General features: G+C 56.9%; 13 protein-coding genes. 2 read left to right on the top strand and 11 right to left on the bottom strand.

Annotated features, from left to right (window positions below; genetic code table 11):
* Positions 1-155 precede the first annotated feature (155 nt).
* From WCA10_RS19180 to WCA10_RS19160, 5 genes are all read right to left on the bottom strand, one after another.
* Positions 156-566 (bottom strand): DUF120 domain-containing protein, encoded by a 411-nt coding sequence (locus WCA10_RS19180; RefSeq protein ID WP_472824126.1) that lies wholly within the window; start codon positions 564-566, stop codon positions 156-158.
* A 261-nt stretch (positions 567-827) separates the two neighbouring features.
* Positions 828-1,613 (bottom strand): helix-turn-helix domain-containing protein, encoded by a 786-nt coding sequence (locus tag WCA10_RS19175; protein WP_472824125.1) that lies wholly within the window; start codon positions 1,611-1,613, stop codon positions 828-830.
* 78 nt (positions 1,614-1,691) lie between these two features.
* A complete protein-coding gene (locus WCA10_RS19170) occupies positions 1,692-2,240 on the bottom strand; it encodes a carboxymuconolactone decarboxylase family protein (protein ID WP_472824124.1) in 549 nt (182 codons plus the stop codon).
* A 280-nt stretch (positions 2,241-2,520) separates the two neighbouring features.
* Entirely contained in the window at positions 2,521-2,940 is a 420-nt protein-coding gene (locus tag WCA10_RS19165) for a DoxX family protein (protein ID WP_472824123.1), read from the bottom strand.
* Between the two features lie 163 nt (positions 2,941-3,103).
* The gene (locus tag WCA10_RS19160; RefSeq protein ID WP_472824122.1) at positions 3,104-3,976 is read right to left on the bottom strand and encodes an NmrA family NAD(P)-binding protein; all 873 of its coding nucleotides are present in this window, start codon (positions 3,974-3,976) and stop codon (positions 3,104-3,106) included.
* A 161-nt stretch (positions 3,977-4,137) separates the two neighbouring features.
* Between WCA10_RS19160 and WCA10_RS19155 the strand changes: the two genes are divergently transcribed.
* Positions 4,138-4,557, top strand: a complete 420-nt coding sequence (locus tag WCA10_RS19155) for a TetR/AcrR family transcriptional regulator (protein WP_472824121.1) — start codon at positions 4,138-4,140, stop codon at positions 4,555-4,557.
* Positions 4,558-4,974: 417 nt separating this feature from the next.
* Here WCA10_RS19155 and WCA10_RS19150 read toward each other — a convergent pair whose 3' ends face one another.
* From WCA10_RS19150 to WCA10_RS19125, 6 genes are all read right to left on the bottom strand, one after another.
* Positions 4,975-5,928: an MBL fold metallo-hydrolase gene (locus WCA10_RS19150; protein ID WP_472824120.1), complete on the bottom strand. Its 954-nt coding sequence runs from the start codon at positions 5,926-5,928 to the stop codon at positions 4,975-4,977.
* 1,205 nt (positions 5,929-7,133) lie between these two features.
* Positions 7,134-8,096: a ferrochelatase gene (hemH, locus tag WCA10_RS19145; protein WP_472824119.1), complete on the bottom strand. Its 963-nt coding sequence runs from the start codon at positions 8,094-8,096 to the stop codon at positions 7,134-7,136.
* Positions 8,089-9,171, bottom strand: coding sequence for a uroporphyrinogen decarboxylase (hemE, locus tag WCA10_RS19140; RefSeq protein ID WP_472824127.1), 1,083 nt, complete (start codon positions 9,169-9,171; stop codon positions 8,089-8,091). The genes hemH and hemE overlap by 8 nt, the downstream gene beginning before the upstream one ends.
* Before the next feature lie 89 nt (positions 9,172-9,260).
* Positions 9,261-10,289 carry an acetamidase/formamidase family protein gene (locus WCA10_RS19135; protein ID WP_472824118.1) on the bottom strand — a complete coding sequence of 343 codons (1,029 nt, stop codon included), beginning with the start codon at positions 10,287-10,289 and terminating at the stop codon, positions 9,261-9,263.
* A 259-nt stretch (positions 10,290-10,548) separates the two neighbouring features.
* Complete coding sequence (locus tag WCA10_RS19130; protein ID WP_472824117.1) at positions 10,549-10,806, bottom strand: hypothetical protein; 258 nt, start codon at positions 10,804-10,806, stop codon at positions 10,549-10,551.
* Between the two features lie 175 nt (positions 10,807-10,981).
* A complete protein-coding gene (locus tag WCA10_RS19125; protein ID WP_472824116.1) occupies positions 10,982-11,644 on the bottom strand; it encodes an energy transducer TonB in 663 nt (220 codons plus the stop codon).
* 224 nt (positions 11,645-11,868) lie between these two features.
* On the opposite strand from WCA10_RS19125, the gene WCA10_RS19120 reads away from it, so the two are divergent.
* The gene (locus WCA10_RS19120; protein ID WP_472824115.1) at positions 11,869-12,189 is read left to right on the top strand and encodes a hypothetical protein; all 321 of its coding nucleotides are present in this window, start codon (positions 11,869-11,871) and stop codon (positions 12,187-12,189) included.
* Positions 12,190-12,525: the final 336 nt, after the last annotated feature.

Here is a 12,525-nt window from a genome sequence, read left to right as displayed (position 1 = left end):
TAGGTAGATCACCGCGCCCGTCCCACCAGCGACTTACTTCAAACGACCCTATCGAAACTGCCCCAAAAACTCCTGGGGCAATCCACCATCGTTGCGTTGGGGCAGTCCCGATAGGGACCTAACGTTTATGAGTACTGATCTATTTCGATGAAGCCCTACAGCCAGGGTGCTGCTTTAGCCGTGTTCGTCTCGTCGGGGATGTCCACCTCTACCCAATCTCCATCCTTCAACTGATAAGCATCGCGCAGCTTGACGTCGCAGGCAATTTCGATGATGGTCCGCGGGTGGTGTCCACGCCCTTCTTCATTCGCCGTAGTTCGAAGAATGAATCCCGGTCTGCAAAAGACAGAGCAGGGGACAATGTTTACGGTGACTGTGCCTCCATACTCCACGCCCTCGAGACGCAAGCAGCCTGCGGGAACGAACCAGGGTTCGTCGAGTTGCAGGTTCAGGGTGCCAGGGAAAAGCAGCATCCCCGTCTTGCGAAGGTAGTGTTCGTGCAGCCTTTCGATCCAGATCGAAAAATTGCCCATCCCCGCCACAACTCTTCCGCGAATCTTAGTCATACTCAACCTTTCTGGCGGAATCGGACCTCCGGCGTCTGATATGTTCATCTGCCTCAACGCCCCTTCGCGGCGGGTGCGACATAGATTGAAAACTGCGTAACAGAAACGCCCTAGCGCTACCGAGCACCTTCGCCCGCGCTTTCTGCGGCGTGGAGCTTTGCTGGCTGTGAGCATGGGAGTGCTTTCCCACCCTTTCCGCTATGAAGCTGCGGTAAGGATGGGGCACCCGGCGATCTTGCGGATGTACAAACAGAGGAACGCTCATAGTGCTCTCCCCTCAATACCTGTCGGAAACATGCACTCCACGCGCAGTTCCTGGGCGGTGATGCACTGTGGCGTGCCAACCGTGGTGATCAGCGAGAAATAGGAGAGGCGCTCATCTCCTCGCCGGAAGGTGATGGGCAGTACGGGACTTTGAGGCGCTAATGGGGTCTTCAGTCCTGCGACTCCTGGGTACTGACGCAGCCGCTCCAGCAACTCCTGGAGTTTCGCATCCAGCACCTGTCCCACAGCTTCCCGCCGGACCCTTTGCAGCAGACCGGCCGCGACCTTTTCCCACTCCTCAACAAATGGCCTCATTCCCGTTGGATCGAACATCAGGTCGAGAAGATTGCGCGGCTTTGGTCTTTTCTCTATATCCACAAATGATGCAAAGAATCGCGGCGCGGCTTCATTGGTTCGAATCACATCCCAGTACCGGTCGAGCACGAGCGCCGGATGCGGCTCGTGTTGTCGCAGCATCCCGTCGATGGCCCGCGTCACAATCGCCATCTGCTCGGCATCGACGCGTTCCTCGCTGAACTGAGGAGCGAATCCCGACGCGAGCAGTAGAACGTTTCTTTCGCGGAGAGGAATGTTCAATGCATCCGACACGGTGGAAAGGAAATCGCGGCTGGGAGTGCTCCGCCCGCTCTCAACAAAGCTCAGGTGGCGCTGCGAGATGCCGGTGTCGAGGGAGAGATCCAGCTGACTTTTGCCGCGCTCCCGTCTCCAATAGCGCAGCAACTCGCCGAGTTGGAGAACCGGGGATACAGATTGCGTTGCCATTTCGTCCTCCTCCTTGTCAGATAGGGACTCCGGCGAGCCCGCATGAGCCGCGGATTGGCCGGCTTGGACGCTCCGCTTTTAGCCACGCCATGCGTGCTGAAGGAAGGCATCATCCAGCGGCGGATTCGCGATGGTTCCGGTGTAGTTGGTGATCGTCGATGCCGCCACTATGGCGATAACCTCGAGGACCTGTTCCTTGGTAAAGCCGGCAGCGTTGAACGAATCAAGTTCCGGCTCGGTCAGGTGGCCGCGTTTTTCAATGAGCGCCTTCGCCATCGCTGAAAGCGCCGCAAATCTCTTGTCTGTGGGTAAGCGCCGCTCACGAATTGCGGTTGTCTCTTCAGAACTGATTCCCTGTTGGAGAGCCAACGCGGTGTGGAACGCCACCGCATACGTGCTGGCGTTCGCGACTGCGTCTGTCAGCAGAACAATCTGATTCTCCGCCTCAGTGAGGCCCGGGCTATGGACCTGCCCAAACAGGCCGACGAGGGAGTTGATAAGTTTCCGCGAATTCGCGATAGCGCCGGCGATGTTGGGTAAGGCACCAAAAGCCTTCTTGAGCTGTTCGAGCGCCGATTTCGAACCATCGGACGCAGAAGCGATCGTTTGAACTGGATAGTTGGGCATGTGATTCTCCTTTGTGATCCGCAGCCTTACAGGAAATCCTGTTCGGCTACTGCCCTACTATCGGCTAGATCAAGAATCGCAGCAATTACCTCGCAGGTAATCGTTTGATGCGAATCTGCCCATAAAGCGCTAAGGCCTGTTCCTGCCATTTGAGCCTTCGCTGCCCAGAACTGAACGAGGGACGGCTTGTACGTTTAGGGTTTCGTATTGGCGGGCCGGACACTCGTTGGGCCTCCGCAACGAGCCAGGAAAAAGTAAAACTGCCCGCCAAGCGTGTTCTTCACATCGACCATCTGTTTGCGCGCATGCAGCGTCTCAATACGTACGAAGCAAAGACGAACGCCATGACGAGAATCGGATCGAATTTATCCCAGGTAGTGCCACCGTCATTCAGTTGTGAATAGAACGCGAGTAAGAGATCGATCGAGAGGCCAGCATAAATCCACTCAGTCAATCGAGGCACATTGGGAATTAGAAGGCCCACGCCACCAAGGATGTGGGTCACGCCAATCAGAGGGATGACATAGAGCGGGTATCCGAGTTGCTGATTGGCGATCCTCCATTCCCCAGGATCGTGAGTGAGATATAACTTTCCGAAGTACACCCAGATGACGGTGACAAGGCCGGTTATTGCCATCGCGGCTATTTGAATTGCTCGACTTGCCCGCGCGGGTTTATCGAGTATGCGTTCAGTTTTCATAATGAAAGCGATCCTCCTCTTGCGGTTTGAATGGTTCAAATCGTTGTGGAATTAGTCGGCGATGGCTGAGCAGCAGGGGCAGGAACCGCCCGGTCGAACACGAAGCCGCGGTGGCACGGCTGGCTGTTCCCGCCCCCAGGGCGCTGAAGCTGCTTGCCCGGACTTACGCCTTCGCGGCGTTCTGTGCAGCCGCAAACACGTCGCGTGCAGACGTCGTACCCGCTACGTGCTCCGTACCCGGGACTCCGAGGTCCATACATCCCGCGTTGACGCTCTCAAACATTTCTTCGGCTGGTCCCGAGTGGCCCTTCGGGATGCCGAACTGCTCGAACGCTTCCGCCCACCCTGCACGCGGAACTGCAAAGGCCTTAACGTCGAGTTTCAGGACTTCACCCAATTGCCCGGCCACTTCATCCGCGCTCACCATCGAACCCAGTTCGATCACGCGACGGCCTGACCATGCCGGCCCGGTCAGAAGCGTTGCCACCTCTGCGCCGATGTCGACTGACGCGACCATTGTCGATTTCCGGTTTGTAGGGTTGTAGAAGACCGGTAGAGTTCCGCCCTGGGCAGCCTGTAAGCCGAAAAGAAAGTTTTCGAAAAAGCCGCCAGCGCGCACAAATGCGACCGGAGACGGTAGGTTGCGAAGACCTTGCTCCAAAAGTGATAAGGCCGTGACATTCCCCACCCCGCTTGCTCTATGCGCGCCCATCGACGAGAGCGCTACCAGCCGCGGGGGCACTACCCTGGTCAGCGCCTCAACATAGTTCGCAATCACGCCCTTTGCTTCTCTGTAATCAGGCGAGGGTGCCCACACAGCCGGCAACATAACAAACGCGCCCTCAACCTCTTTGAGCGCCACCGTTATGGCTGTCGCATCGTTCCAGTCGCCATCCGCCAACTCCACGCCCTGGTCTGCCCACGCCGCAGCTTTTTGGCGATTGCGCACAAGTGCTCGCACCTGTTTGCCTTGCTTCAGCAGGTGCCGCGCGGCGGCGCCCCCAACGTTTCCTGTAATGCCCATGACTAAATACATGCCCGTTTTCTCCTTTTGCCTCATATTTGGCCGCCCGTTCAAATGAGTGACCTGACGATTAGAGACTAATAATAACCATTAGTTGCAAATTAATCGCTGGTTTTTAACCGATGGTTATAAATTAACAATCGGTCGCACAAAGCGCCGAAAGGAACTAAGCTATGGAAGTGACATCCACATCACCAAGTCGACGGATAGAGCGCAAGGAGAGGTTGCGGGGCGAAATCCTTGCGGCTGCCAGCAAAATGTTTGCCGATCGCGGTTACGAAGCTGTGACGCTTCGCGAGATCGCTAAAGAGATTGGCTATACGCACGCCGTGATCTATCAGCATTTTCCCGACAAATGGCATATTCTTGCCGAGTTAAGCCGCGAGACGATCGGGCTGATGGTTCAGAACTTCGACGCGATTGCCGCTCAACATCGTTCGCCGAAAGAGCGTCTGTTTGCGACTTCACGCGGCTTGATTCAATTCTGCATTTCCCATCCACAACAGTTCCGTAACGTCTTCTTCGGGCCTGAGAACCGCGACGGCGTCCGCGCTGGACAATACATCAACGACATTGGCGCGCCGTTGTTCTGACGTTTCGTGCAGCTCTTTTTCGATGTTGCCAAGGATGAGGGATTACCAAATAGGAATGACATCGTGGTAGCTCACACCTGGTGGTTTACGATCTTTGGCCTGGCCACACTCATGGTCATCCAAGGAGTTGTGCCTGACTTGCCTGACCAGGCTCTCGTGGCGGAGCAAACGATCGCAACGCTTTGGGCGGGCGTTCAGGCTGTTCCGCGATTGCCGAAGAGCACAATCACTAAGCGATCCGGCCGATCCAGTGCGTCAGGTGAATGCCAATCGCCAGGCACTCACCGACGCCGATCACTCCCTAAAAGTCGGCCAGTATCTTAGTTATTAACTTTCTAAATAAACCGTCGAGATTTGCTGAGAATCTGGGCGTATAGCGGTACTTGATCGAAACCGGGGGAGAACTTCATGTTTCGCTCACTGCACAGGAAAACAGTCGAGGTCGTTGGCGAATACTACAGGACCGGCAAAGTGGCGCTGTATTTCTGCTTGTGTCTCTTTCTCTCTTCCCAAAGTCCGCAGCATTCGATGAGACAATATCAACCGCTTGACATGAGCATTCGCGGCAGTCATCCCGATTACGGACGGTGGCATATGGAGGCGCCTTTCCACTCCGGTGGCGCCCTCGGGTACGGCGTTATGGGCGACAAATAAATCTGCGTTCAGCGCGAGCTGGGTTAGTCCGTCACCTTCGCCGTTCGTATCTCCGCTAAAGACGATTCGCTTGCCGCTTATTTCTACTCGCCACGCCAGCGCGGGAAACACACCATGTATGACGCGCACCGCGTACACGACCATGCCGGAGTTTCGAAACACGAGAACTGGTTTGGAACCGGCTACGACATTATGCGGTTCGAGTGTGTAGCTTCCTTGTGTGCGCGGCCCCACGAAGTCGCTCAGGTAGCGCCAAGCCCCATGCGGCTCACTGAACAGATCACGCACAAACTCTGTCGTGGACGGCATAAACTCGTTTCCCGGTGGACCGTATACTGGCAGGGGGCGCTTGCGGTCTTCAAACCACGAAGAAAATACCAGGGCGGGAAAATCGCCGCTGTGATCGATATGAAAATGGCTGAACAGAACAACATCCACTTGGGACATCTGCGCTCCGCTCTCCCCAAAGCGTAGAGCGCTGCCTCCCCCAGCATCAACGATGACACGTGCGGCGCCGTGATCCCATATCAGATAGCTCGTGGAAGCCCGCTTATCCTGCAACTCTGGTCCGCCGGAACCGAGTACCTGAAGCGCCAGTCCTGAGGAGCCGCAGGATTGCGCCTCCACGGGCAAAACTTCACACAGGGGAAAGAGGACCGTTAATGCAAGAAGCGCTTTTCCCGCCACCTTTTGCAAACGCTCGAGGATGATTCCCATTTTGCACCGCCAAGCCGCCCGACCCTTCAAAGATAGCCGAATTGAGAACGGGAAGTCCGCCAGTGTTCGCAAATCCAATTCACCCTGGCCGTAGAACCGCCTGCGTGGACAAGTGTTCTTTGTCTATTGACGCGCCATGACTCTCTCGACGAGCGGTAAATTGCAAATGCACTCGATCGGGAACGGGAAGTCGGCTTGTCGGAATTGACTGGCTAGGGCTGATTCCGGAGCCCGTCGGACAGGTCTTGGGTCCGAAGGGTAAAAATCCCGCTTTTGGGCTCGGGAACTGTATCCCTGATCTGAGCTTCGGCCGGAAACGGACACCGACCTCCGCCAGATTCACCTCAACGCGTTGTCAACCCCCATCCAACCGCATTTGCCACTCAAACCCAACAAAACAAACGAAAGAAAAACCTCACCGGAGTTGCAGGTAATTTCGCTCGTTTGGCGCACAATGAACTTGTATGGGATCGAGGAGAGGCCACGCCCCGCACAACGCGCCGCCTTCACAGCTTCACAGTTTCACAAATCGAAATCAGCCAATCAGGCCCTTAAACGATGCCAAAACGTGCCAAATCGACCAGAAATGCACCACAGTTTAAAAGCGAAAACCTTTTGTATCAATCATATAGACAAGAATTGCGCTCGAATCAAAAATCGGCGTTGGGAAACTGTGAAACGGACCTGGCCCTAAGCCCCTTATTGAGAAACCTCTACAGGTAAGTTCAATCGGAAGAAGTCTCTGCAGACAACCTCCCCGCTAAACCAATGAAAACAGATACTTTCCCTATAGAGGGGGGATAATACCCCCCGAAACCCTCAAGCCCGGAGCTGACTGCTGAAGGCAGTGAGCTGCGGGCCGGTCGCCGTACGGCTTTACAGCGAACTGGCCGCTGCAGGCCGCCTTGTACGCCGTCCGCGTTTCCTCAGGAGCATTAGCCTTCTACAAATCGGGCACTCCCAGGGATAGAAACCCAATAGGGGCAGTACAAGCCGCTGCAGTAAACCGGCGCGGGGAATACGCCGCATCTGCTGCGTTCCGCAGTCTGGACAGCGTTCAGACGAAGGACCATTCGAAGAAGAGCGATTAATCGACATCAACAGACTTTCATCGCAGGGCGGATCATTCGCGTGGGAAGGCATTCCACGGACGAAACCAGGACGACTCCAAGACCCGCTGCTCAGTTCGGGCGATCTGGAAATCTTTATTCTTGTAACCGACTGAGCCCACGTTTCGCAAGTCCCGCGATGGCACGCGCAAGTGTTGGCGACACATTCAGCGAGTCCGGCCGCTCCAGGCGAATCTCGAGCTTCGCTGCATATTCCTTAAACGCGATGTCCACGTCGTACAGAATCTCGACGTGGTCGCACAGAAAGCCGATAGGCTGCAGTAGGATCGTCTTTACGCCTTCACCCGCGATCGCCGTAAGCGTCTCTTCAACCGTGGGTCCGATCCACGGACCACCGCTCGCGCCCTGACTCTGAAAGGCAAACCACCACTTCGGAATCTCGGGAACACGCTCCGCCACCAGCTCCGCTGTTCGCTTGGCCTCCTGCGCGTAAGGATCGGCCCCTTCGCCCGGCCAGAGCTTCGGCTGGCCTTCGGTCGCCGCCTGAGCTTGAACCGTTCCGCAGGGCACACTATGCGCCGTAAACAGCACCGGCGCGGGCGCACCGGTTTCCTCAATCATGCGCGTCTGGGCTGCACGCAACCGCTCGGCGAATGCATCGGCGAGCAGCGGCTCCTGAGCCCAGGCATCGGTGAAATCGATCTTCAGGGACCCCGCCTCCGCCTGGACGGCTCGCTTGTAGAGCCCTACGCTGGTGCGCGAATTCTGCGGCGCAAGGCAAATCACCGCCGCCTCCGCTACGCCATCGGCGCGCATTTTGCGAACCACGTCCGCGATGTACGGCTTCCAGTTCCGCATCCCAACGTAGACCTGCGCGTCCATGCCCTCTGCAACGAGCTCCGCTTCGACAAGCCGCCCCTGCGCCAGGGTGATCTCCGTGAGCGGACTACGTCCGATCAGCAAATATCTGCGCTTGATCTCTTCGATGACATGCTGTGGAAGCGGTCGCCCGCTGACCACGTTGCGCAGGTATTCCGGGATTTCTTCAATCGTATCCGGCGTGCCGTGCGCAAGAAGCAGGACCGCTCTCTTAGGCATCCTGGTTCTCCAACCGGAACTCACGCACCATGCGCACTACGGCCTGCACGTTTTCGACGGGCGTCTCCGGGACGATTCCGTGGCCGAGGTTAAAGATGTGTCCGGGCCGTCCAGCCGCCGCACGCAGAATCTCCTTCACGCGCAGCTCGAGCACTTCAAGCGGTGCGAACAACGTGATTGGGTCTAGATTCCCCTGCACCGCATGCGCGTGGCCCACTTCGCGCCAGCCCACATCGAGCGGCTGCCGCCAGTCAAGACCGATGACATCGGCCCCGGTAGCTGCCATCTGCGACAATAGCCCGGCGGTCTCAACACCAAAATAGATGACCGGAAGCCCCATCCCCTGCACCGCGCGAACCAGCCGCTTCGACGCCTCGAACGCGTAGTCGCGATAGTCCTCGAGACCCAGGGAACCCACCCAGCTGTCGAAAATCTGGATCGCATCGGCGCCCGCCTGCACCTGCAGCCGGCAATACTCGATCAGAACGACAACCAGCTTGTCCAAGAGGCTGCGCCACGCAAGGGTGTCGGTGTACATCATCTGTTTCGTGTGAATATAATTCCGTGACCCGCCGCCCTCGATCATGTAACTGGCCAGCGTATAAGGAGCCCCGCAGAAACCAATTACGCCGAGTCTGTCGCCAAAATGCGCAGCGACCTTCTCGATCGCGCGCGCCACATAGGCAAGGTCCCCTGCACGATCTGTGCGCAGAGCCTTTACGTTTTCCGCTGTGCGTACGGGGTGATGTACTACAGGACCTTCTCCGGCCTGGAATTCGAATGGCAGGCCCATCGGTTCGAGCGGCAGCAGCAGATCGGCAAAAATAATGGCCGCGTCGACACCAAGCTTTTCTGCTGCGGTAATGGTCACTTCGGCGGCAAGTTCGGGCTGCTTGCAAATCTCGACGAGCGTGTGGTGTTTACGAATGTCGCGATATTCCTGCATATAACGCCCGGCCTGGCGTAAGAACCACACTGGAGTCCGATCTACCCCCTTGCGCAGACATGCCCGCACAAACCTCGTGCCCTCAAGGATCGTCTCCTCGCCGGCAAGATTGTTCACTTCAATATCCATATAGGCTGATTTTACTGGGCGCCAGGGCATCCGATGAGGAAATCGGCCCAATCCCATCCGATGGGCTAAAGCGTCGAAACTGCGAGAATCTATTGCTGCCTGGCATCTACGAAGATGCCTTTAGGGCAAATTGCGTGTACGCCAACATTGCCGTCCACTAACTGGGTTATGTCCACATCCACGGCGACGCTGGTAAGCATGTAGGCGTCGTCCCGCGACAAGTGCTTTTCTGTGACAAGAAAATCGATCATGTTGCGCACCGCCATTTCCGTCGCAGTCTTTAAATCGGGGCTGAACCCCATGCTGATGTAGCTGGTCGGTGTTTCGGCACGCGGCCAAAGCAAATGCTGATCTTTGTGGACGATAAAGCGGAATGTCCCAGTCAGGAACGTCTCCACGGCAGTGATGTCGACCTCACCGTTGCCTTGCCCGGCGTGGCCGTCGCCCACCTCAAATAGCGCCCCCGGCGCGTGAACGGGAATAAACAGCGTCGTACCGGCCACGAGTTCCTTGTTGTCGATGTTGCCGGCATGCATCCACGGCGGAGCACTATCGTACCGCCCTGCCGATTCGGGAGGAGCAACGCCCATGCTGCCAAAGAATGGATGCAATGGAATCTCAACGCCCGGGGCGAAATGCGCAAGCATCTTTTCACGGTCAAGGGGAATAATTTTGCGACGACCGTAAGGGAAATCGTTGGGCAAGAATCCCCTTCCCGCGGAGAACCCGTTGCAGGCAAAGGGTACGTCGATGTCAATCTTTTCGATCTGAACTTCGAGCACGTCGCCTGGTTCGGCCTCGGCGATTGCGACCGGGCCGGTAAGGATATGTCCGCCTGGGCCGCGATCTTTTACCTGTTCGTAGATCGTAGCGTTGTAGGCCGGAATGTCCTTGGCTGCCACTCCACTGGCTTCGAGCCGCTCGGTCGGTCCGCAGGTGGAGAGGGTTTGGATGCGGACGGTATTTCCGGAGTGAACCGTAAGCACTGGCTTGGCTTTCGACCAGTAGTAGCCCCATGCGACTGTTGACGGACTCGCCGGCAGGAACACCGGTCCAGACTGAGTTGCCCCAACACCGGCCGTCACCGCCGCCATTGCAAGAATGGAGAGACACTTCATGCGAACACCTCAGGCTAATGAACTCACGAGTTCATTCTGGACATCTTTCTATGTCTGAACCGCTCTGAATATAGCCGAGAACGGAATCATATCTGAAGATGCACTGAGTCTACCCGAGCATTAGAGTGTGCCTGCGAGCGCCTCAGCTGAAGATCAAGCAACTATCTCGCTCGCACCCGTGTTTAGGCAGGCAGGGGACTGGGGAAGAAGTTATATTTCGCCTGATTTGCGGATCGATGCAAGAGAGAATATCAGCAATCTATAAATTAAGTGTCGGCCACTTACCCCCAACGCGTTTCACGTTGAAGATTCGCCCGTGAACCTCGAGCCGATAGGTCCCGTCGGGTGGGGTCTGGGATGCTGCGGTAATGCGCAGGCTGGTCCAGACGGCCACGGTTGGCCTCTCATGATCGAGCTTGGTTACCAACGCCACCGTGCAATCACTTTCGAAGGCTTCTCCCCGCAGAACACCCCGCAAATGATCGGTTGTATTTTTCTCCTTCTTGCCTCTTTCCATACACTCCTCTGGCTTCAAAAACCCTGCGCCGTTCCGGGGGAAGGATCCCAAGCATGTTTCCGGTTGCGGCTATCTTACTGCAATCGACTGAAGTGTCGATATGCCATGTAAGTTTGATGCTTCCAGCCGGAACACGAGGTGATACTTACTGGAAAATCGAGGTCAGCAGCGCGAGCTAGGAACTCGTGATGGGATAGTCCTGGTTGAACGGAAAGATCAGCTCGGCTTCGGTGGCAACCGGTTTGCCGTTCAACGTCGCGGGCTGAAAGCGCCAGGTCTTTACGGTCTCGAGGACAATCTTGTCCAGCACCGTTCCCATTCCCTTGACGAGATTCTCGCTGACAACCTGGCCGAAGGCATCGACGCTGACGTCGACGACGATTTTCTGTTCAGAGGAGGGGAGGAGGGCGCGGTTGGTGATGGGGGGGTGGGGGGAAAAGATGGGGAAGGCGGGGTGGATGTCCTGGGCGTCGCTGCCGTTGCCGGTGAGGGCTGTAGAGGAGCCGTCGCCATGGTGAGGCGCGCGCGTGGAGCCGCCGCCTGACTTCTTGAGGGCGGGGACTTGCATGGGGATATCGGTCCGTTTGGCGGCCGCCGCGTTTGGCGCGGCCTCGCGAGTGTGAGCGGCGAACTGCGCGATTGGCACTTGGATCCTGATGGCGTGGGAACCACCGGCGAAGGCGAGTTGCGCGACGGACTGGGTCTTGACGGGCGGGACAATCCGGATGCCGGCGCGGGTGCCGAAGAGAAACACCGAGGCAAAGAAGGCGCAATGCACGGCAACGGAAACGATGAGTGCGCGATACAGAAGTCGAGAGCGTTCGGCTGGAGATCGCATGGTGACCTCGCCAAGGACGGGGACGGTCCGGTGAAACGATTGTCGCACAGGTTTGCCGAGGAATGCCCAGTGACTTCAGGAACGCGGCGAGCGGAATTCGAGTGCGGTTCGTCACTTGGAAAACCGGAAATCTGGTTATACTGGGGGCACACAACCCCAAATCTCCATGCAGCGGTGGTATCGGTCCTTTGCGATTTCTAAGTAGAAGCTGGAAGTTTGCTGAAGTGGCGGCGCTGTGTGCGGCGGCGGTTTTGCTGGCGGGCGACAGCGGATTCGCTTTTCGATGCCGTGTGGAAGAGCATCAGATGAAGCGGCTTGTGCGTTATGCACAACAGCGCCGACAGGCTTGCCTGGAACTGGGGCTGCTGTGGCAGGCGGACGATCAGGAGCGGCAGTACAAGCCGGGCTCGGGCGCGGGGACGAATGCGACAGTGGGTCCAATCTCCGGATTCGTCATGGATGTGACGGAAAACGAGTTCGGTCACGCGCAGGGACAGTGCCATGCGGTCAATGCGAGCTATAAGGAGCTGGTGGCGGAGTACTGATCCAGCTGTCAGCTCGCAGTTTTCACATCTCCATTAGCCTCTGGATGTCATTTCCTGGGCAGTGCTGTCGGCTGTCAGTGATTCGTTCTCCGGGATACCCCCCACCCCATCTCTGGGAGGAAGTTCGCCTTTATCAGTGGGTTACGGCCGGAGCATTGCACGATATATTTCTTCTCAAAGGGTTTAGCCGCAAATATTTCTTGTGAAAAGACTTATAGCGACGCTCATCTGCTCGACCGGGCGAGTTGGAAAGCACCTGGGCTGCTGATGAAGTTTGGATTCATCCTTCCGGCTCCGCGCATCGAAGTCAGACAATCTCATTGTGCAACATTCAGG

Source organism: Occallatibacter sp. (assembly GCF_049582745.1).
Lineage (GTDB): Bacteria > Acidobacteriota > Terriglobia > Terriglobales > Acidobacteriaceae > Telmatobacter.
Note: the sequence above shows the minus strand (reverse complement) of the source record. Positions and strands in the feature narration are given on the sequence as shown.

What these genes read in the sequence shown, in the direction of transcription:
- WCA10_RS19175 (WP_472824125.1), bottom strand. Translation starts at nt 1,613, where the DNA reads ATGGCAACGCAATCTGTATCCCCGGTTCTCCAACTCGGCGAGTTGCTG.
- hemH (WP_472824119.1), bottom strand. Translation starts at nt 8,096, where the DNA reads ATGCCTAAGAGAGCGGTCCTGCTTCTTGCGCACGGCACGCCGGATACG.
- WCA10_RS19135 (WP_472824118.1), bottom strand. Translation starts at nt 10,289, where the DNA reads ATGAAGTGTCTCTCCATTCTTGCAATGGCGGCGGTGACGGCCGGTGTT.
- WCA10_RS19155 (WP_472824121.1), top strand. Translation starts at nt 4,138, where the DNA reads ATGGAAGTGACATCCACATCACCAAGTCGACGGATAGAGCGCAAGGAG.
- WCA10_RS19150 (WP_472824120.1), bottom strand. Translation starts at nt 5,928, where the DNA reads ATGGGAATCATCCTCGAGCGTTTGCAAAAGGTGGCGGGAAAAGCGCTT.
- WCA10_RS19165 (WP_472824123.1), bottom strand. Translation starts at nt 2,940, where the DNA reads ATGAAAACTGAACGCATACTCGATAAACCCGCGCGGGCAAGTCGAGCA.
- WCA10_RS19125 (WP_472824116.1), bottom strand. Translation starts at nt 11,644, where the DNA reads ATGCGATCTCCAGCCGAACGCTCTCGACTTCTGTATCGCGCACTCATC.
- WCA10_RS19180 (WP_472824126.1), bottom strand. Translation starts at nt 566, where the DNA reads ATGACTAAGATTCGCGGAAGAGTTGTGGCGGGGATGGGCAATTTTTCG.
- WCA10_RS19130 (WP_472824117.1), bottom strand. Translation starts at nt 10,806, where the DNA reads ATGGAAAGAGGCAAGAAGGAGAAAAATACAACCGATCATTTGCGGGGT.
- WCA10_RS19160 (WP_472824122.1), bottom strand. Translation starts at nt 3,976, where the DNA reads ATGTATTTAGTCATGGGCATTACAGGAAACGTTGGGGGCGCCGCCGCG.
- WCA10_RS19170 (WP_472824124.1), bottom strand. Translation starts at nt 2,240, where the DNA reads ATGCCCAACTATCCAGTTCAAACGATCGCTTCTGCGTCCGATGGTTCG.
- hemE (WP_472824127.1), bottom strand. Translation starts at nt 9,171, where the DNA reads ATGGATATTGAAGTGAACAATCTTGCCGGCGAGGAGACGATCCTTGAG.